Genomic DNA, 18,668 nt, shown 5'->3' with positions numbered 1-18,668 from the left:
TTAGAGAACAATCACTTGCTTTACCTTTTCTTTAACAATTCTTGTTATAGTGATGCTATCTATATCTACCATGCACGAGGTCGGAGGTGTTTGTCCGTGAGGATTTTGATTGTAGATGACGACAAAGAGATTGTAGAGCTGATGGCGATATATTTAAGCAACGAAGGGTATCAGATAGAAAAGGCTTTTGACGGTCTGGAAGCGATGGAGAGGCTGGAGCAGAAGCCCATCGATCTCGTTATTCTGGATGTCATGATGCCCAATCTGGATGGGCTGGAAGTTACCAAGCGAATACGAAAAAACTCAACCATCCCCATTCTTATGGCGAGTGCCAAAACGAATGATATGGACAAAATCCTTGGCTTGATGACGGGTGCAGACGATTACGTGGCGAAGCCGTTTAATCCGCTGGAAGTGATTGCGCGGGTCAAGTCTCTCCTGCGACGGTCGAACTACACGCAGGCAAGTAAACAGGATCATGTGATTGAGGCGGGCCCATTGATCATCGACAAGCAAAGCCACTTCGTTCAGACAAAAGAAGGCACCCCGATCAAGCTGACGGCATTGGAATTTTCCGTCCTGCATCTACTGGCAAGTCATCCGAATCGAGTATTCAGCTCAGAAGAAATTTTTGACCGTTGCTGGAAAATGGAGAATTTCGTTTCCTACAAGACGGTGATGGTTCACATCAGTAACCTGCGGGAAAAGCTTGAGAAGGCGACAAATGGCGAAAAGGTGATACAGACGGTCTGGGGGGTCGGCTACAAAATTGAAGCTTAGAGCCAAGGATTTTATCCGTATCCTTTTCGATTTGCTGCTTGGCCTCATGATCATCTACGCTGTTTTTCAAATGGCTGATTTTTTTGCCAACAACTATTTGTACACCATCCCGGAAATCAGAGAGTTCATCTGGAAGTTGCGGCTCAATTTCGATATCAACTCCTTTAAAATCCCAATCATTTTGCTGGCAACCGGTATGTTTGCGGCATGGTCGGTCGTTCGTATCCGCAAGTACCTGGAACAAAAGCAGATGGAGCAAATCATAAACGAGCTGCATTTCATTGCGAAAGGCAATTATCATCACCAGATTTCTATTCGTCCGAACGGCAGCTTGGGTCAAGTTGTCGATAGCATCCATGCTTTGGTCAAAAGCGCCTTGGATGCGATGGAGGAGGAGCGGCGGCTGGAACAATCGAAGGATGAATTGATTACTAACGTTTCCCATGACCTGCGGACGCCGTTGACCTCCATTATTGGCTACCTTGGACTGATTGAGCAGAACAAGAACAGGGACGAGGAGAAACTCAAGCATTACGCTCATATCGCCTATGAGAAGGCCAAACAGATGAACGTGCTCGTCAATGATTTGTTTGAGTACACAAAGGTCCGCAATCGCGGGGCATATTTGAAGCGAACGCAGTTTGACCTGGTAGAGCTGGTTGAACAAGTATCGGTTGGCTTTCGACTCGTGGCGAATGAGGCTGGGCTGCACTTAATCGTAGATACGCCTGATCAAAAAATCGAAATGGCAGGAGATACCGACAAGCTCGTTCGCGTTCTGGAAAACCTCATTTCCAACGCTGTGAAATACGGACGCGATGGTACGGAAATTATCATTCGCGTCTTTCAGAAAGGAGAAGGTATCGCGATTTCTGTCGCCAATAACGGAGCGCCGATCCCGGCTGAATATGTGCCGAGCCTGTTTGAACGCTTTTTTCGGGTGGAGGGCTCACGTTCGAAAGAGACAGGAGGCTCGGGTCTCGGTCTCGCTATCGCCAAAAGCATCATCGATCTGCACCAAGGCAACATTTCCGTTGAAAGCACAAACGAATGGACGACCTTTACTGTTTGGCTACCACGTACAATTTCAAGCATTTGAGAAAAGCTTTACTTTTTCTTTACCTTTCGTTTCCGTTAATTTTAATCGAAAAGTCTATCCTGACTGCATGAAGGTTACCGCTTTTGTTTTTCTGCAGATATAGGAGGGCTTTTTTTATGAGGAAAACAACATGGGCTGTGCTCATGCTGACCATATTCGTCGGATTGATGCTTTTGCGCGATTCAGACTCAGTAGAAGCAGATTGGAAATTCCAAGGACCCATTACGCTAACGGAAAAAACATACGAGAAGGTCGATGCACAAGCAGCGATTCTGTTGGATAGCCAGACAGGAGAAATCATGTACGCACAAAATGCGGATACGCCTTACCCCGTAGCAAGCATGTCAAAAATGATGACCGAATATATGCTCCTCGAAGCCATTAAAGAAGAGCGTGTAGATTGGGATGACGAGATCGTCGTATCTGAGAATGCGGCTGCGACTGGGGGATCACGGGTCCATCTTGTCGCAGGAGAGGCCTATCCGATAAAAGATTTGTATGAAGCGATGGCGATCGGCTCTGCAAACAATGCAGCGGTGGCAATCGGTGAATATTTAGCGGGCAGCACATCAGCCTTTGCGGAACAAATGAATTTGAAGGCAGCCGAGCTGAATCTGAAATCATCCTCGTTTGTGAATGCCACCGGATTGGATACTGAAAATGGACAAAATGAAATGACAGCTCGCGATGTAGGAATGCTCGCATACCACTTGCTCAACGACTTCCCCGATATTGTCAAATTGACGGTCGAGCCATCCGTGGAGCTCGCTTCCACTAAAGAGAATGTCGCCAATACTAACCTCATGCTCGATGGGGAAAACGCTGATTGGAGTGTCGCAGGGCTAGATGGGCTCAAAACGGGTTATACCAATGCTGCGGGGTACTGCTTCACCGCAACAGCGAAGCGGGGGGACAAGCGGCTCATTTCCGTCGTGATGGGCGCTGAAGAAGATGCCACTCGTTTTACAGAGACAAAAAAACTGCTGGAGAGAGGGTTTGACAATGGATAACGTGCAAAAAGTGGAGAGACCGACAGAACTGCTTGCTATTGCTGGTTATGCAGTGTTTGCCCTTTACTTGTTTCTCGTCGTGAAGGTACTGCTGTTTAAATTCGGCAGTTTGGATATCACCTTGTTATTAGATCAGTGGAAAATCATTTGGAGCGATCCGTCTGTGATCGTGGAGCGGTTGCGCTACCGAAGTAATTTGGTGCCCTTTCATGAAATCGAAAACTATGTCAGATTGATTCGAAATAACCAAAGCTGGCATAGTGCGGTGAACTTCGTAGGCAACGTGATCGCCTTTATGCCGTTAGGCTTCCTGCTGCCACTCCTGTTTCCGAAAAAAGCCGGTTCCCTGTTCAGAGTCATCCTGCTATCCCTGATGCTAAGCCTCGGTGTGGAACTGACACAGCTCGTGATGGATGTAGGAACGTTTGATGTCGATGATTTGCTTCTGAATACAGCGGGCGGGATGATCGGGTATATCGTGTACTTGTTCATTTGGGTCATACAGAAAAAACGGTTCATCTTGACCGTCTCTTCCTAGGCTACTTATTAGGCACCCCTGTGGTGCTTTTTTATTTATTATTAAAAAAGGTGTGGGTGAGGAAAGAAAGCTGGCGAGAAGAAAAAGCACAGGGCTCGCAGACCTTGACAACGCCTACCCAGTCAATCCCCCATGCAGGCGTGTCAGAGTCGAAGAGAACTGTGCTTTTTCTTCTCCTCCCCCATGTTGACTCAAACAAAACAGTCCCCCCTTGTTTTGTCCCAATGCCTATGTTTACACTAGTAGAAACCCATTGAAAATCCGTCGAAAGAGAAGGTGATTCTCTTTGTTAGATAAAGCGCAAGAGATTTTACGAAAGTACTTTGGCTACGAAACCTTTCGAGAAGGCCAGAAGAAAATCATCACGAGCCTGTTAGCCGGACATGACACCGTAGGCATTATGCCAACCGGCGGCGGGAAATCCATCTGTTATCAAGTCCCAGCGATGCTCCAAGAAGGAGTAACCATCGTGATCTCCCCACTCATCTCGCTGATGAAGGATCAGGTCGACGTACTGGTCAGCATGGGCATTCCCGCAACTCAAATTAACAGCTCACTGGATTATAGCGAGGTTCGCGATCGACTGCGTAAGGCAGCGCGGGGAGAGTATAAGCTGTTGTATATCGCCCCAGAGCGTTTGGAATCCGAAGCGTTCCAAAACCTGATTCAGGATGTTCCGATCTCGTTTGTGGCAGTGGACGAAGCGCATTGCGTCTCACAGTGGGGGCACGATTTCCGGCCGAGCTATTTGGCGATTGCCCGTTTTCTTCAATCCTTGCCACAGCGTCCGCTCGTCGCGGCCTTGACCGCCACAGCGACACCGGAAGTAACCGAGGACATCAAGCGACAGCTAGAGTTACAGGACGAGCGCCTTTTTATCACAGGGTTTGGCAGAGACAATCTTATCTTGTCTGTACGCAAAGGGGAGAACCGTCGAGAGTTCATCCAGGCGTACTTGCGGGCGAATAAGCAGCAGGCGGGCATTATTTATGCGGCAACGAGAAAAGACGTGGACGCCTTGCATGCAGATTTGGACAAGCGTGGCTTTGCTGTGACCAAATACCATGCAGGACTGACGGAGGAGGAGCGTGCAGCCAACCAGGAAGCATTTCTGTTCGATGATGTCCGGACGATGATCGCGACCAACGCATTTGGTATGGGCATCGACAAGTCCAATGTACGCTACGTCATTCATTACAACATGCCGAAAAACCTGGAGGCGTATTACCAGGAAGCAGGCCGTGCGGGACGCGATGGAGAGCCAAGCGAGTGTATTCTACTGTTTCAGCCACAGGATATCCAGACGCAAACGTTTTTCATTGAGCAAAATCAACTGCTGGACGAGCGCAAGGAGCTAGAGTACAAAAAGCTGTACGCGATGATCGACTATTGCCGGACTCCGCGCTGCTTGCAGCAAAACATCGTGCAATACTTCGGCGAAACAGATGCTGCCACGTGCGGACGCTGCGCGAACTGCACCGATGAGACCGAGCTGTCCGATATTACGCTCGAAGCGCAGAAGATCTTCTCCTGCGTCAAGCGTATGAGAGAGCGCTTCGGTGCCGCACTCGTCGCGCAGGTACTCAAAGGCTCCAGGAACAAAAAGGTCACCCAGTTTTCCTTCGATCAGTTGCCTACGTACGGTCTGATGAAGGAATACAAGGAAAAAGAGATTGCAGACTTGATCCAGCTCCTCATTTCCGAAGGCTATTTGCAAGTAACGGAGAGCCAATATCCAATCGTAAAGCTGGGAGAGCGGGCATTGCCAGTTTTGAGAGGCGAAGAGCGAGTCGTGCAAAAAATCTCGATACGTCCTGTGCAACTGACAGAGGATGACGAGTTGTTCGAGCATCTACGAGCCTTGCGCAAGGAAATCTCGACGCGACAAAAAGTACCGCCGTATGTGATTTTCCCAGACAGTACCTTGAAGGAAATGAGCAGTGTTTGCCCGACTGACAAAGCGGCCATGCTCCAGATCAAAGGAGTAGGCGAGGCGAAATTTGAGAAGTACGGAGAACTCTTTCTGGAGTGTTTGCAGAACTATGCAGCGATCAAGTCGTGACATGTACGTCACGGCTTTTTTGCTATTTTTCCTTGCATATGCCTGCTATAGTTAGATAGCAACCCAGAATTTTCATACAAAATAGAACAGGAGGACAATTAGAGCAACACCATCGAGGGGCATTGACAGATTAAGAGAGACAGAGGGGAAAACATGAAAAAACTAGCGAAGGGCTTATTAAGTGTAGCACTTACATCCATGGTGCTAGGCAGTGCGATGATGGGGATCGCCGCACCGGTAAAGGCCGCAGAAACACCTACCAAAATTACGTTGCTGGGTACATCTGACATTCACGGACGATTCATGCCGTGGGATTATGCGCTGGATGGCCCGAATCCAAATGGCAGCATGACGCAGTTGTTCACGATGATTAAAGAGATTCGCAAAGAAAATCCGAACACTGTGTTGCTGGATGCAGGCGATTCGATCCAGGACAACTCGGCAGAGCTTTTCAACGACCAACCGCAGTCTCCTATCATGGTCGCGATGAACGAAATGAAATATGACGCATGGGCTTTTGGCAATCATGAATTTAATTTTGGACTCGATGTATTGGACAAGGTCAGCAGCCAATACAAAGGCTCTGTTTTGGCAGGGAACATTTACAAAGAAAATGGCGAGCGTTTCTTGCCTGCATACACGATCATTGAGCGTGCTGGTGTAAAAATCGGCGTCATTGGGATGAACACGCCGATGATTACTGATTTCGAAAAAGGAACCGATCATCTGGATGGCCTCGTGATCAAAAACCCGGTAGAAGAAACCAAGAAAGCCGTAAAAGAGCTGGAAGGCAAAGTAGACGTCATGATCGGTCTCATGCACATGGGCATCGAGAATGAAAACGGTATTCCGGGTACGGGCGTAGCAGATATCGCGAATGCCGTTCCAGAACTGACTGCGATTTTTGCAGGTCACATGCACAAGCTTGTGAAAAAAGAAGAGATCAACGGCGTCCTGATCACAGAGCCAGACAAATACGGTACGCATCTCTCTCGTATTGACCTGACTTTCGAAAAGAAAGACGGCAAGCTCGTGTTGACTGACAAGGAAGCGACTGCGGTCCCTGTAAAAGGCGCAGATGGCACACCAGCGGTATCCGATGCAGCGCTGGAGACCAAGCTCCAGCCTTTCCATGAGTTCGCGCGTGCAGATGCCAACATCGTTGTAGCAGAGCTCAAAGGCATGAATCTGGTACCGAAAAACGAGATCGAGGGCATCCCGACGGTCCAAATTCAGGAGACGCCACTATCTGACTTTTTCCATGAAGTGATGCTCTACTACAGCAAAGCAGACGTGGTTGCTCACCAGATTGACAACGACAAAGCCAAGCTGGATGTCGGTCCGATCAAGAAAAAGGATATCGCCTACAACTACCAATACGCGGGTGGCGAGATTACCGTTTACAAAGTAACCGGAAAAGACCTGAAGGATTATATGGAATGGGCTGTGGGCTACTTCAATTCCACGCGCCCTGGTGATGTGACAGTTAGCTTTGATCCGAAACGACGCGCTTCCAAATACAGCACCAACGATTTCTTCGGTGGCGTGAAATACGAAATCGACCTGACCAAGCCATACGGCAGCCGCATCACGAACCTGCGCAAGCTCGATGAGACACCAATCAAGGCTACAGATACCTTGAAGCTCGGGATGAACTCATACCGGATGGAAGCTTTGCAGGCAAAAGGTGGCGCGTTGGAAGGACGCAAGTTTGAACAGCTCTGGTCTTCCAAAGACAACAGTGCGTTTGGTGAAACGGGTGGAACAATCCGCAACCGTGCAATTGCGTACCTGAAAGAAGTGAAAAAGGGTATTTACGAGCCAAAAGCACAAAATAACTGGAAGATTACAGGTGTAGACACCACTGCACCTGAACGCAAGGACGTAGTAGAGCTGATCAATGCAGGCATTTTGAGCGTTCCAAAAACGGCAGATGGCAAATACACCAATATCGCTTCCATCAACATCAAGGAAGTGGTAACCAAAGAAGAAATCACCGAGCTGTCTGCAAAAGCAAAAGTCGATGCAGCGAAGTTCACGCCCCTCAAAACAAAAGGCGAATTTTATCATCAACTGAACGAAGCAAGAAAGGCTGCGGAAAAATCGGTCACACCGCCAACCAAAACGCAGCAAAAGAAATAAACAGAGATGAACGCAAGAAAGCCGTGACACTAGTAGTCACGGCTTTTTCTTTTTCTATGACGCTACCCTGTCAACGAACGATTCTTCTGCGGTACTTTACCAAGTACAACAGGAATCCGAGCAGCAGCAGCCCTTGACCAACAATCGCACCGGAGATGGAAATGCCGATATAGGTGATCAGGTAGTAAATGCCGGAGCCTACGGCCATCAGCAGATTCTCAATGAAGTTTTGAATCGCAATCGTTTTTCCTGAACCGACCATCCGTTTACCTTCGTCCTGCAAGACAGTATTCATCGGGATAATGAACACGCCGCCCATGAACCCGACGAGAAGCAACAGACAGATGGCAACAAAGGTGATATTCGTCCAAGGAAATAGCACGATGATGAGAAACATTCCGAATCCGTATGTCAGCGATCGAGTGAAATGAGACAAAGGAATGAGCTTCGGAGCGAGAAAAGCTCCGGCGATAATTCCGATGGATGTCGTGGCGAGAATCAGCGATACAGAGAAGCTCTCCGGGTTAATCCCCAGCGCGAGGGGAATCCAGGCCAGAACGGCCACGCGCAGAACAGCAGAGGACATCCAGAATGCTCCGGTTCCAATCAGGGCAAAGCTCGTTTCCGGGCGATTCATCAAGTGCTGGAAGTCGATGAAAAAGCGTCGTGCTTCTGCCCCATAGCGAATCGAAGCATTCCCTTTCATGCGCGGAATGAAGAAAGTCATCCCAAGCGACAGCAGATAGATCAGCAGACAAATTCCTGACGAGATAAGCGGCGCTGTCATGTTCGCGATGGCTCCACCACCACCGATTCCTGTCAAAATGGCAAAGATCGTATAAGCTTCGATGCGTGCATTCGCATGAAACAGTTCATCTTCATTTCGAGTCAGCTCCGGCAAAATTCCGTACTTGGCGGGAGAATACACAACGGCTCCGACTCCGACTGTGAAGTAACACAACATCAACATCATGATGCTCGACTGGTCAATGAAAAACAGCAGGACGACACCAAGCGCTTTAATCAGGTTGCCAATCACCAGCACGATTGACTTGGCATGCTTGTCGGCAAAAGGCCCAACCAGTGGAGCGAGAAAAACGTAAGGAAGAAAGAATGAAATCGATACGAGTGCAAGCATCGCGGGAGAAAAACCGTTCTCCCGCAGCAAATTCGCGATGACAAACAAAATCATGTTGTCGGCAAAGGCTGATAGAAATTGAGTGAAGTACAGGGCTTGTAGTGGTTTTAATCGTATGTTCACATCATTTTCCTCCCGTTTCGGCCAGCTGTTTCAGACTGACGTAATCCGTTTTGCCGCTGCCGAGAAGTGGTAGAGCCTTGATGACTTGCATCGTACCTGGTATGAGCAATGGCGAGTATTGTTTTTCCGTCAAATACGCGCGCAATTGGCTCAGCAAAACCGATTCATCTGTGGTAAATAGCAGGACACGCTCACCTTTTCGCGCATCATTCACTGTGATTGCAGCAAAGCCGGAGTGTCCGAAGCATTGCATAGCCAATTCTTCAACCAAATTGAGCGAAACCATCTCGCCACCGATTTTGGCGAAGCGCTTCAGGCGGGATTGGATGCTGAGAAAGCCATCCTTGTCTGCTGTAACCAAATCACCTGTGTGGTACCATTCCTCAGCGGGAACAAAGCCTTTTCCGTGAATCATATAACCCTTCATGACATTTGGCCCCTTCACCAAAAGCTCTCCGCCAGCATCGATTCCTTCGACTGGTTCCAGCTTGGCGGACATTCCTGGCATCAAACGCCCGACGGTTCCCGGTTTGTTTGCCAGCGGGGTGTTGAGCGACAGGATCGGAGCTGTTTCCGTTGCCCCATAGCCTTCAAAAATCCGCACACCGAACTTTTCCATCCACAGCTTGCGCACATCGTCCTTCAGTTTTTCTGCTCCCGCAAATACATAGCGCAAGGAGTAGAAGTTGTAAGGGTGGGCCATACGTCCGTAACCAGCCATAAAGGTCGAGGTTCCGAAGAGAATCGTTGCGTTTTGATCATAGACCAATTCCGAAATCGCCTTGTAATGTAAAGGACTTGGATACAGATAAACCGGAATGCCTTTCACTACCGGTAAAAGCGTTCCCGCAGTAAGGCCGAAGCTATGGAACATAGGCAGGGCATTGAAAAACTTGTCGCGACTCGTAATGTCAATCACACTAGTCACTTGCTGAATATTCGCGTACAGATTCGTATGCGTCAGGATGACACCTTTTGGCTTGCTCTCACTGCCAGAGGTGAAGAGGATCAGCTCGTTGTTAGACGCTGAAGCTTTTTTCTTCCCCAAATAAGAGAAGAGTGCGGACACTTTGTCAAAAACAGTCGCGGATGCTTTCAAATCCTCGAGATAAATAATGTTCATGCTCGGTGAAAGACCTGCGATGATGTGTTCCAACTTCCCTTTTTCAATGAATACACGCGACGTCAGGATCGTATCGATCTGGGCAGTCTCACAGCAATCCAGCAAGGAACGAATGCCGAGCGAAAAGTTCAGGATGGCTGGAGTGGCTCCGATGCGGAACAACGATAGCAACGTTACGAGATGACCTACTGAATTGGGAAGGAATACACCGACAACCGGTTTTCCCAAGACTATTGGCTGCAATTTGTTGCCGAGTAAGTAGCTGCCGATTAACAAGGTCTTGTAGTCGATCGATGACGTCAGATCCTTGGCGATTTCCATTTTTGCACCATTCAGGCGAGCTGCTTCGAGAACTTCATCAAACAGATTCACGTTTTGCTTCATCCGGCTCTCGAACAAGCCTTCTTGGAGAATACGCAGGATACGATCATTGGCAGTGGCTTTTTGTTCACGCATCGACAGGTTCTGATCGCGCTCGATAGTGAACGGAGTGCCTACTGTCATGGTCACATCTGGGAACCAGGAGAGCTTCAGCTTTCCTTTCAAATAAGAGAAGATCGAGCGTTCCAGGCCTTTAATGATGATCGGGTAAACCGTTACACCAGTTCGTAGAGCGAGATAGCCGACACCGCTGTAGATTTTCATAATGCCGCCCGTCGTCGTGATCCGACCTTCTGGGAAAATCACCAGCGTCTGTCCGTTGCGAAGGACGCGGAGCATGTGGCGGATGGAGTACGGGTTGAGCGGATCGATCGCAATATGCTTGCGGAAGCGGAGGAAAAACGCAAACCGCTTGGCGATCTCCGTGTTGACGACAAAGGTCGCTTCTTTTGGCAAGCAAAAGGATAGGAGTACCGCGTCTAGCAAGGAGACGTGATTGGGAGTGATAAGAGATGGCTTCGACAAGTCGATTTTGGAGAGTCCAAGCACACGAGGGCGAAACCACAGCATCAGTATCGTTTTTAAGAAAGAATAAATAAGGGCCATGTGGACCACACCTTTACAAAGGATAAGTGAGTTGCTCTATAGCTTTCATTGTAAGGAGTGGAGCATGTAAAAAAAGTACCAACATTCATTGGTACCTGGTAATAAGACCTAGAATAGCTTTTTTTGGCTGGCTTTTGCGGCCGCTTCCTTGCTTGTTTTGACGCCCATTTTTTTGAGGATTCGGTTGATGTGATTTTTGATCGTACGCTTCGTGATGTGGAGAGATTGTTCAATCTGCGTTTGCGTATGACCTTGGTGGATTAGTTGTAGGATGTCCCTTTCTGCGGGAGACAACAGCTTTTGATTTTCATCGTTTTTCAAACGCAAAAATTCGTTGCGCAGTGCCGCGGCTGCTGTAGGGTGAATGGCAGATTGGCTATTGTGAGCAGCGCGGATAGCGTCGGGAATTTCCTTGAAGCTCGATTTGCTGATGTAATTGACGGCACCCGCTGAGAAGGATTCCACGATCACTGCCTCGTCTGTCAGAGAGGTGAGCATGATGATTTTACTGTCAGCTTGGAGTGCCATGAATTCAATTGCCGTCTCGATCCCGTCCAGATTGTTCTCGGTCAAGTTAATGTCCATCAGGACGACATCCGCTTTGGCAGGCAAAAAGCGCTCGATTGCTTCTGCTTTGAACCCGGCTTCCCCTACTACGGTGAGATCCGGTTCTTTGTTCAGGAAGTCAATGAGACCTTTGCGCCAGACGGGATCATCCTCTACTAAAAATACCCTGATTGGATTCATGTTTGTGAGCGTCCTTTCGCTATTCAGAGTCGTTTATGATGACGCGCTTTTTCGGGAAGAACAGGAAAACGGTGGTTCCTTTGCCTTGCTCACTGTAGATTTCAAGTTGGCCCTGATGCTTTTGCATGACATTGTAGCAGTAAGAGAGCCCAAGACCAAAGTTTTGTCCTGTCCTTTTTGTCGAGAAAAAAGGATCGAGTACATGAGGCAGGTTCTCTTTGGTAATGCCTGTGCCTGTGTCCGCGACAGTGATGATGAGATGCTTGTGGGACAAAAATAGCTGAAGATGAAGCTTGCCGCCCGACTTCATGGCTTCCAGCGCATTCATGCACAAGTTGGTGATGACTTCGCGCAGTTGTACTCCATCGCCGTACAAGCGAAGTGTTTCGTCCAATTCACTAACGACTTCTACCTGTTGCTTCAAAGTATAGGGCGCCAGATTTTGTGTGACTTGCCCGATGATTTGGCCGGGGTCACATGGTTCTTCGCGCAGCTCGACGTCCCGCAACTGGTTTTGAATCCGATTCATCATGTCCAGCATATGTTGCGAGGATTGCATCAGGACAAGCGCGTCTTCTTTTAGCGACGGCTGGTTGGTTTCATCTGCATATGTCTCGATACGGTCGGCATACAGCGAGATTTTGCCTGCTTCATTTTTGATCGTATGGTTAATGATTTGCGCACCGGAAGTCAATGCGCGCAAGGTACTGTCCAGACGTCTTTTTTCTACGCGGAGACGAACGCCAAGGAAGCCGTATTTCAAGCTGATGGCCACGATCAGGATAAACTGGACCGTGACTACGAGCATGTTGTAGCGCCAAGCTTCGTAATCGTTCTGGATACGCATGATGTAGATGAAAATAAAGACGAAAAACAACGGAACGATGATGAGTACGTTCGTGAAAAAGCTGTTCTTTTTCACAAGTGGATCTTTTTCTCGCATGTACTGCACGACAAGCAGCGTACAGGAGAACAGAAAAAACGGAATCACCCATGCCACCATAATCCAGTAGTTAAAAAGCAGCTCGGGATAAACGGGTGTAATCCAAAGCATCCCAAGCGGCAGGATAAGAGCAGCGTATTGTATCGTCAGCTTTACTCTGCGAGACAAAAATTCAGCTGAGTGTACGGCAAACATGAGAAACGTGTAGGGCAAACCCACTTGGCAAACAAAAGAAGAGACGCGGCTCACCAATATCAGGGTGTTCGTGGTCCCGGGCTTTGCGACCAGGTAATCTGCAAAATAGGGCATGATCGTCTCGTCAATCACGCCTGAGATAAAGCCCCCAGCCCCAACAAAGGCAGTCGCACAAGCCCAGCGGATCGACGTTCGTTTCGGGTCTGTGAACAGCACGAACAGACCTAATGCCCATATGGTAAACAAGATGAAAACCATCATGGATTTGCTATCTCCTGTCAATCATTATTTATCTATTATATCGTACACCAGGGAAAGGAGACGGAAAAATAAATCAACGGGGCAAAACGGGGCAAGGGCGAAAAAGCAGTAAGCAGGTTTTTCCAAATATTCGTGGAAATGAAAAGGATTGGTTGTGCATTTCGTGACTTTCTATCTATTCAACGGTGGGTGATAGAGTGAAGCGATTAGATTTCATATTCCAGACGTTAGTAGACGCTGGTCCTGATAAAAAAGTAAGCGCTTCAGAGTTGGCTGAGCGGCTTGGTTTAAGTCGAGCGAATGTGAGTAGCGATTTGAACCGGCTGTGGAAGGAAGGCCGAATCGAGAAGGAAGAAGGGCGTCCGACGCTGTTTTTTGCCAAGCAAGGAAACGATTCGCTCTATTTGGCGGAGACGTCGCTAGACAGGCTGGCGAAAACCAACAAGAGCCTGATCACGCGTATTGAGCAGGCAAAGGCCGCCGTTTTGTATCCGCCGCGAGGAATGCATTGCCTGATTTTGGGGGAAACGGGTGTAGGAAAATCGTGGTTTGCTGGGATGATTCACGAGTTTGCTGTTGATATTGGACGCCTGGATAAGCATGCTCCTTTCGTGATTTTTAACTGTGCCGATTATGCGAACAACCCGCAGCTCTTATTCAGTCAGTTGTTCGGGGTCAAAAAAGGGGCGTACACCGGAGCGGAGATGGACCGCAAAGGACTCGTGGAAAAGGCAGACGGTGGCATTCTATTTCTCGATGAAGTGCATCGGCTGCCTGCGGAAGGACAGGAAATCTTTTTTACCTTTATGGATAAGGGCATATTCCGCCGCGTAGGGGAAACAGAGATGGAGCGGACGGCCCACGTCCAGATTGTGATGGCCACGACAGAAAATCCGGAGTCGAGTCTCTTAAAAACGTTTATGAGGCGTATTCCCATGGTCATCAAGCTGCCCTCTTTGGTTGAGCGTGGCTTGGAAGAGCGTTTTAGTATTACGATGGAGATTTTTCAAGAAGAGGCTTTTCGGTTGGGGAGAGAGATTCAGATATCGGCCAATGCTGTGCAGGCATTTTTGTGCTATCACTGCCCGAATAACATTGGACAGTTAAAAACGGATATTCAGCTCACCTGCGCCAGTGCCTATGCCGAATTCATTTCATTAAAAAAGAATCAGCTACATGTGTCGGTCCAGGACCTGCCTCATCATGTCAAGCAAGGGCTGCTTTTGGTGAAGGATTACAAGCAGGAGCTAGATGAAATCATTGGGACGGAGCACAATTGCTTTGTCGTGCAGCCATCAAAAGAGGGCATCTGGATCGGGCGAGAAACAGGAGATACGACGGACAGCGTCTATGAAAAAATCGAGCAAAAAATATATGAACTGCAAAACCTCGGTGTGAGTGAGGAAGAATTGGAGTTTGACATCGAGAATTATTTTACGACCTTTATCAAGGGTGTCCATCAACGAGTGAATAAGGGCGACATGGCCCGGATTATCGACCCGTTCATCATTCACCTCGTGGAAGAGATCGTTCGCTTCGCAGAGGCCAAGCTGGAGAAGATTTTGAGCCAGAAGGTGATCTTTGGTCTCGCGCTGCATATTCAGACGTCGAAAGAGCGCCTCGCACAAGGCAAGCAGATTGTAAATCCGCAAATCAACCATGTGCGAATCAAATACAAGAAAGAGTTTGCTGTGGCGCTAGAGTGCGTGCGCATGATAGAAGAAGCGATACTCATGGATCTGCCGATTGGTGAGGCTGGATATTTGACCATGTTTTTCGTGCTCGACGATGTCAGCATGGAGGAAGAGCGGGAAACAATCGGGGTGCTCGTGATTACACACGGCAGCGGTGGCGCGACAGCGATGGTCGATGTGACGAACCGATTGCTGGTCACACAATATGCCAGAGCCATCGATTTGCCGCTTGAAGAAGATTCCATGAGTGTTTTGGAAAAAGCACTAAAAGTAGCCAGAGAGATCGGGAGCAAGGCTGGGTTGCTGTTGCTCGTTGATATGGGGTCCTTACTCGGCTTTGGCGAGATCATCGAGCGGGAGATGGGCATTCCGGTCAAGGTCATTCCGATGGTCAGCACGCCACATGTGATTGAAGCCACTCGAAAGGCCATGCTCGGTCATTCGCTGGAGGATGTTTACCGAGATGTCTTGGGCATGTCGCTCTACCAACGGGAGGAGCAGCCGAAAGAACAGGTGCAAAAGCATGTTCCGGCGCTGACGATCGTCGCAGCCTGCCTGTCTGGGGAAGGCAGTGCCTTGTTCTTGAAAAAGCTGCTGGAATCGAGGCTCAGGTACGATGATAACCTGCTGGAATTTGTGCCGCTACAACTGATTGATAAGGCACAAGCCCGCAGTCAGCTTCGAAAAATCAAGGAGGAGAGAAAAATTCTCTTCGTGGTGAGCAATTATATTCTCGACCGCGAGTTGCGCCACCATAGCATGGACGATGTTTTGAACGGCGAGGCGATGTCTGATATCCAGAAAGTGATCGATCTGGAAGAGGCGTACCTGAAGATGCAAGAATCGCTGGGGGAGCATCTGCAAATGGTAGACGGACAAGATATTCTCGCGGACGTGAGGATGTGTGTCGGCCGTATGGAGGAGCGACTGAATAATACTTTGGTTTTTGACACGCGAATTGGGGCTTACTTGCACATTTGCTGCCTGGTAGATCGCTTGAAAGCAGGGACGCAATCCGTGGCGTATATTCAAAAAGACAGTTTTTTGCTGGAGAACCGCAAGCTGTACAGCTTAATCCGACATGAATTATTGCCGCTGGAAGACAAGTATGAGGTAGTGATCAGTGAAGACGACGTTTGCTTTATCATGAATTTCTTCATACACAATAAAACACTGGCGTGATCAGTGTTTTATTTTTTGCCTTTTTCATATTCAAAATCAAACACTACAGCGCTTACATAAAAACACTAATAAGGATGACAGGCAACGAGGTCGCGAAATATGCCTAACCATGCGGTTTTTTTGGTAAGCGCATACATTTTCTGGTGTGTTGGCACGTAACTTGCTCTTACAGTAAGGCATCACTCGTCGAGAGGAGGGGGTACAATCCATGAATATTTTATTGTGTTGCGCAGCGGGTATGTCGACAAGCTTGCTGGTTCAAAAAATGGAGGAGGCTGCCAGAGAAAAAGGGTTGGACGCTAAAATATGGGCAGTTTCCGCAGATGAAGTAAAAAATCATATTGACCAAGCAGCAGTGCTCTTGTTGGGGCCACAAGTACGTTACAAGCTGACAGAGATGAAAAAAGAAGGGGCGTCCAGAGGAATTCCTGTAGACGTAATCAGCACGGTCGATTACGGAACGTTGAACGGGAAAAACGTGCTTGAGTTTGCACTTCGTCTAAAACAGTAGGAGGGGGATGCGTATGGGCGGATTTGTTTCATTTATGGAAAACCGCATGATGCCGATAGCAGGGAAAATGGCGGAACAAAAGCATCTGCAGGCCATTCGTGACGGAATTATCCTTACTTTGCCTTTGTTGATCATTGGTTCACTGTTCCTCATCATAGGCTTCATACCTATACCTGGTTATGACGAATTCATGGGCGGTATTTTCGGCGAAAAATGGCGGACGAAGCTGCTGTATCCGGTAGGCGCTACTTTTGACGTCATGGGATTGATTGTCAGTTTTGGCGTCGCCTACCGACTAGCAGAGAAATACAAGGTCGATCCGCTGTCGGCTGGAGCGATTTCTGTTGCTTCCTTCTTGCTCGCTACTCCGTATAAAGTAATGTTCACTCCTGAGGGAGCGAGTGCAGCCCAAGAGGTAGGCGGAGTCATTCCACTTACACTGATGGGTAGCCAGGGATTGTTCGTAGCCATGATATTGGCGATTTTAGGAACGGAGATATATCGCAAAATCATCCAAATGAAAATCGTCATCTCTATGCCACCCGGAGTTCCCCCTGCTGTTTCCCGCTCTTTTGTGGCATTGATCCCTGCGGGGGCTGTGCTTATCGTTGTCTGGCTGATTCGGATTCTGCTGGAAAACACCTCTTTCGAGAGTATTCATAATATTGTAAAAGATCTGCTTGTCGGACCATTGAGTGTGGTCGGCAGCAGCTTGATTGGCGCCATCATCTGCGTGTTGCTTATTCATATACTCTGGGCTGTTGGTTTGCATGGCGCGGCGATAGTCGGTGGCATTATGAGTCCCATCTGGCTGACACTGATGGACCAGAACAGAGCAGCGTTTCAGGCAAATCCGAACGGTGAATTGCCGAACGTCGTCACCACGCAATTTTTTGACATGTGGATATATGCAGGGGGATCAGGTGCCACTTTGGCTCTCGTTGTCCTGATGGTATTCATGGCGCGAAGCAAACAGATGAAAAACATCGGTAGACTCTCGCTCGGACCTGGTTTGTTTAACATCAATGAACCGGTCATCTTCGGAATGCCGATCGTCATGAACCCGCTCTTGATTATTCCGTTTGTGATTACCCCTGTCATATTGGTTATTATCAGCTATTTTGCGATGTCACTCGGATGGGTAGCAAAGCCAAGCGGGGTATCTGTTCCGTGGACGACACCATTATTTGTAAGCGGATATTTGGCTACAGGCGGAAAAGTATCGGGGATGGTTCTTCAAGCGGTGAACTTCATCATCTCGCTTGCGATCTACTATCCGTTCTTCCGCTTGTGGGATAAACAAAAGGTAAGTGAAGAAAAAGCTGGTACTGCTTCCAATACAGCTGTGACTATGTAATCGCTAGAGGAGAGGCTATCTATGAAACTGATTGTGAATGCAGACGATTTTGGGTATTCCAAAGGCGTCAATCTGGGCATCGTCGAAGCACATCGGGAAGGAGTCGTTACTTCTGCGACCTTGATGGTCAATATGGAGGGGTTCGAGCACGCTGTAGGGCTGGCCAAAGAACATCCAACGCTCGGAGTAGGCATTCATCTGGTACTCACATGCGGATCGCCAGTTAGTCAGGATGTACCATCGCTAACGGATGGAGAGGGGCGTTTTCGGCGCGGGCAAGATCATTTGATTTCTGCTGCACCGGAGGAGATCGAGCGGGAGCTGCGGACTCAATTGGAGAGATTCGTGGCGTCGGGGCTCAAGCTGACGCATATCGACAGCCACCACCATGTACATGCACATCCAGCCGTTTTGCCGATTGTTCTGAAGCTGGCAGAGGAATATAGAGTGCCAGTCCGCTATCCGTGGATATCCGGGACACAGGAGCAGCGAGACCAGTCGAGTGTTTTGACGACAGAAGGCTTTTCTCATCATTTTTATGGAGATGACCTAACCGTACAATCCTTCGTCAGGATCGTAGAGGATATGGCAGATTATCCTGTAGTCGAGATCATGACGCACCCTGCTTATTTGGACGAAGCGGTACTGACAGGCAGTTCATACGCAAAGCAACGAACCACAGAATTGAAAATTTTAACGGCAGCAGAGTTAAAGCAATACATTCGTGATCAAAAAATACAGCTCGTGACTTTTAGCGAACTTGGATAGGTGGAGAT

The 18,668-nt window shown here is 48.4% G+C and carries 14 protein-coding genes; 10 read left to right on the top strand and 4 right to left on the bottom strand.

Features of this window, described 5'->3' with window-relative positions:
* Nucleotides 1-90 precede the first annotated feature (90 nt).
* The 6 genes from ASG16_RS04820 to ASG16_RS04795 all read left to right on the top strand — a co-directional run bounded on the left by ASG16_RS04820 (nucleotide 91) and on the right by ASG16_RS04795 (nucleotide 7,631).
* Nucleotides 91-780: a response regulator transcription factor gene (locus ASG16_RS04820; protein WP_255412983.1), complete on the top strand. Its 690-nt coding sequence runs from the start codon at nucleotides 91-93 to the stop codon at nucleotides 778-780.
* Nucleotides 770-1,879 (top strand): sensor histidine kinase, encoded by a 1,110-nt coding sequence (locus tag ASG16_RS04815; RefSeq protein WP_056489151.1) that lies wholly within the window; start codon nucleotides 770-772, stop codon nucleotides 1,877-1,879. The genes ASG16_RS04820 and ASG16_RS04815 overlap by 11 nt, the downstream gene beginning before the upstream one ends.
* A 116-nt stretch (nucleotides 1,880-1,995) precedes the next feature.
* On the top strand, nucleotides 1,996-2,889 hold the full coding sequence (locus ASG16_RS04810) for a D-alanyl-D-alanine carboxypeptidase family protein (protein WP_056489152.1): 894 nt from the start codon (nucleotides 1,996-1,998) through the stop codon (nucleotides 2,887-2,889).
* On the top strand, nucleotides 2,882-3,427 hold the full coding sequence (locus ASG16_RS04805; protein ID WP_056489154.1) for a VanZ family protein: 546 nt from the start codon (nucleotides 2,882-2,884) through the stop codon (nucleotides 3,425-3,427). Before ASG16_RS04810 ends, ASG16_RS04805 begins: the two co-directional genes overlap by 8 nt.
* Before the next feature lie 286 nt (nucleotides 3,428-3,713).
* Entirely contained in the window at nucleotides 3,714-5,489 is a 1,776-nt protein-coding gene (recQ, locus tag ASG16_RS04800; RefSeq protein WP_056489156.1) for a DNA helicase RecQ, read from the top strand.
* A 198-nt stretch (nucleotides 5,490-5,687) separates the two neighbouring features.
* The gene (locus tag ASG16_RS04795; RefSeq protein ID WP_483296473.1) at nucleotides 5,688-7,631 is read left to right on the top strand and encodes a bifunctional metallophosphatase/5'-nucleotidase; all 1,944 of its coding nucleotides are present in this window, start codon (nucleotides 5,688-5,690) and stop codon (nucleotides 7,629-7,631) included.
* Nucleotides 7,632-7,701: 70 nt separating this feature from the next.
* On the opposite strand, the gene lplT is transcribed toward ASG16_RS04795, so the two are convergent.
* The 4 genes from lplT to ASG16_RS04775 form a co-directional block, all read right to left on the bottom strand.
* Nucleotides 7,702-8,892 (bottom strand): lysophospholipid transporter LplT, encoded by a 1,191-nt coding sequence (lplT, locus tag ASG16_RS04790; protein ID WP_048035267.1) that lies wholly within the window; start codon nucleotides 8,890-8,892, stop codon nucleotides 7,702-7,704.
* 1 nt (nucleotide 8,893) lies between these two features.
* Entirely contained in the window at nucleotides 8,894-11,002 is a 2,109-nt protein-coding gene (locus ASG16_RS04785) for an AMP-binding protein (protein WP_056489159.1), read from the bottom strand.
* Between the two features lie 108 nt (nucleotides 11,003-11,110).
* The gene (locus ASG16_RS04780) at nucleotides 11,111-11,749 is read right to left on the bottom strand and encodes a response regulator (protein ID WP_007724579.1); all 639 of its coding nucleotides are present in this window, start codon (nucleotides 11,747-11,749) and stop codon (nucleotides 11,111-11,113) included.
* Between the two features lie 19 nt (nucleotides 11,750-11,768).
* Entirely contained in the window at nucleotides 11,769-13,148 is a 1,380-nt protein-coding gene (locus ASG16_RS04775; RefSeq protein WP_056489161.1) for a HAMP domain-containing sensor histidine kinase, read from the bottom strand.
* A 197-nt stretch (nucleotides 13,149-13,345) separates the two neighbouring features.
* On the opposite strand from ASG16_RS04775, the gene ASG16_RS04770 reads away from it, so the two are divergent.
* From ASG16_RS04770 to chbG, 4 genes are all read left to right on the top strand, one after another.
* On the top strand, nucleotides 13,346-16,024 hold the full coding sequence (locus ASG16_RS04770) for a sigma-54-dependent transcriptional regulator (RefSeq protein WP_056489163.1): 2,679 nt from the start codon (nucleotides 13,346-13,348) through the stop codon (nucleotides 16,022-16,024).
* Nucleotides 16,025-16,232: 208 nt separating this feature from the next.
* The gene (locus ASG16_RS04765) at nucleotides 16,233-16,535 is read left to right on the top strand and encodes a PTS sugar transporter subunit IIB (RefSeq protein ID WP_015893830.1); all 303 of its coding nucleotides are present in this window, start codon (nucleotides 16,233-16,235) and stop codon (nucleotides 16,533-16,535) included.
* Between the two features lie 13 nt (nucleotides 16,536-16,548).
* A complete protein-coding gene (celB, locus tag ASG16_RS04760) occupies nucleotides 16,549-17,892 on the top strand; it encodes a PTS cellobiose transporter subunit IIC (protein ID WP_056489165.1) in 1,344 nt (447 codons plus the stop codon).
* A 21-nt stretch (nucleotides 17,893-17,913) separates the two neighbouring features.
* The gene (gene chbG / locus ASG16_RS04755; protein ID WP_056489166.1) at nucleotides 17,914-18,660 is read left to right on the top strand and encodes a chitin disaccharide deacetylase; all 747 of its coding nucleotides are present in this window, start codon (nucleotides 17,914-17,916) and stop codon (nucleotides 18,658-18,660) included.
* Nucleotides 18,661-18,668: the final 8 nt, after the last annotated feature.

This window comes from Brevibacillus sp. Leaf182 (assembly GCF_001423865.2).
Classification (GTDB): domain Bacteria; phylum Bacillota; class Bacilli; order Brevibacillales; family Brevibacillaceae; genus Brevibacillus; species Brevibacillus brevis_C.
Note: the sequence above shows the minus strand (reverse complement) of the source record. Positions and strands in the feature narration are given on the sequence as shown.